Annotated in this window: 3 protein-coding genes; 2 read left to right on the forward strand and 1 reads right to left on the reverse strand. The window is 47.0% G+C overall.

The features are described 5' to 3' along the window. Nucleotides 1–683: isoaspartyl peptidase/L-asparaginase family protein (locus WBA23_RS08840; protein WP_424581912.1), on the forward strand; the 683-nt coding region annotated here is incomplete at its 5' end. On the opposite strand, the gene WBA23_RS08845 is transcribed toward WBA23_RS08840, so the two are convergent. Beyond that, complete coding sequence (locus WBA23_RS08845) at nt 658–1578, reverse strand: cyanophycinase (RefSeq protein WP_424581913.1); 921 nt, start codon at nt 1576–1578, stop codon at nt 658–660. The two genes, WBA23_RS08840 and WBA23_RS08845, sit on opposite strands and share 26 nt — an antisense overlap. Before the next feature lie 101 nt (nt 1579–1679). Between WBA23_RS08845 and WBA23_RS08850 the strand changes: the two genes are divergently transcribed. After that, on the forward strand, nt 1680–1901 hold a 222-nt coding region (locus tag WBA23_RS08850), incomplete at its 3' end, for a cyanophycin synthetase family protein (RefSeq protein ID WP_424581914.1).

Genomic DNA, 1901 nt, shown 5'->3' on the forward strand with positions numbered 1-1901 from the left:
TGGATGGCCGCAACCGGTCGGCCGGGGCAATATCCTTAGTGAGCGGAATAAAAAATCCTATCCACTTAGCCCGACTGGTGATGGAACAATCAGAGCACGTTTTTTTAGCCGGGGAAGGAGCTATGAAATTTGCCCATAAAATGCAGTGTGAGATGGCGGACGAAGATTATTTTTACGACGAGTACCGCTATCAGCAGTGGCAATCTATTAAAGATACGGATGGTTTTCAGCTAGATCATTCGGTACGGAGTGAAGAGAAACCAAAAAAACTGGGGACAGTAGGGGCGGTTGCCTGTGATGCCTTGGGTAATCTGGCGGCAGCTACTTCCACCGGAGGAATGACCAATAAGCGTTGGGGACGAATTGGTGATAGTTCAGTTATTGGTTCGGGGACCTACGCGAATAATCGTACCTGTGCGGTTTCTTGTACCGGCAGCGGGGAGTATTTTTTGCGAGGGGTCGTTGCCTACGATGTTTCCTGTTTGATGGAATACAAAAACTATCCACTAGCTCAAGCCTGCGAAGAAGTTATCGGGCAGCGACTCATAGAACTGGGAGGCGACGGAGGATTAGTAGCAGTGGACGCTAGCGGGCAGGTTAGTATGCCCTTCAATACGGAGGGCATGTACCGAGCGGCTAAAACTCCATCTAGCGAGACTATTGCAATTTACGACGCTTCCTAGTGGAGTAAGCGTATGGCTTTTCTAGTAGCACCCGAGCGTCGTGGTCCATGGGTAAAATCGTTAGTTCGCGGTTATCCAACCGAAAATGATCGCCCACCGATAGTACATGAACAATCAAATTAGAGAGTGACATTGGGGTTCCCGACTCTAAAATGTCTTCGTAGTTATGGGTCAACTGGCTAGGGTTAACCAATACCACCATACCCGAGCCAATCACTTCGCAGTCAGTACCATTCTTAACTACTAGTCCGGTATTTTCGGCCAACCCTACTCCGAGCAGATAGGGGAAGCGAGCTACGGCTTCCATCAACCTTCCGAAGCGTCCTCGTACAATAAAGTGGGAGTCGATGATGAGTTCAGGAATGTAGCGCATGCCTTTGCCCGTTTTCACCGCACCCTTAAACAGCGCCTCAGTAGATTTTCCACCAGTAATCATTTCCTCCGACATCGACATGGCTCCGGCACTGGTTCCGGCAATCACAAACGCTTCTTGCTGGTACCGGCGCATCAGCAATTCGTGCATAGGAGTATCACAAATGGTCCGGGTAATTTTTGATTGATTTCCGCCCGAAAACATGACACAATCAGCTTCTTCTATCCAGCGCAAATTGCTAGGATCTTCAGCTTGCCACTTCTCTCGAATATCTAGAATATGGGTGCGAACATGCTCGAACTGGCCAAAGGCCGCCTTATATTTTTCGCCTACCTCTGCCGGAATACTAGAGGCCGTAGGTACTACTACAATCAATGGTTCGGGCTTCTTACACTCTCGGATGACCCGGGCTAGGATACTTTTCTGAACAAAATTTAATTTGCTGGACTCATCGCGTTGAGTACCTTTGTCTTCATTTCCGCCAATAGGTATAATAGTTCCTTTAACTTTGGTATCAATCATTCTCTACGGTATAAAATTTTGTGTGTGGCAAATGTAACAATTATCCCAAAATCTAGCTTTTATATAGTTAGCAACCTATGCAACTCTAATCAATATCTTACATGAAAATTAACCATATCAACGTGATGCGGGGACCAAACTACTGGTCGATCCGCCGACACAACCTAATCGTGATGACGCTGGACTTAGAAGAGTTGGAAGAACAGCCTACCAATACTATTGAAGGGTTCTACGATCGCTTGAAAGCATTACTTCCTTCTCTATACGAACACCGTTGCTCCGAAGGAGTTCCGGGAGGCTTCTTTCAAAGAGTAGAAGAAGGA

This window comes from Tunicatimonas sp. (genome assembly GCF_049647865.1).
Taxonomy (GTDB): Bacteria; Bacteroidota; Bacteroidia; order Cytophagales; family Cyclobacteriaceae; genus Tunicatimonas.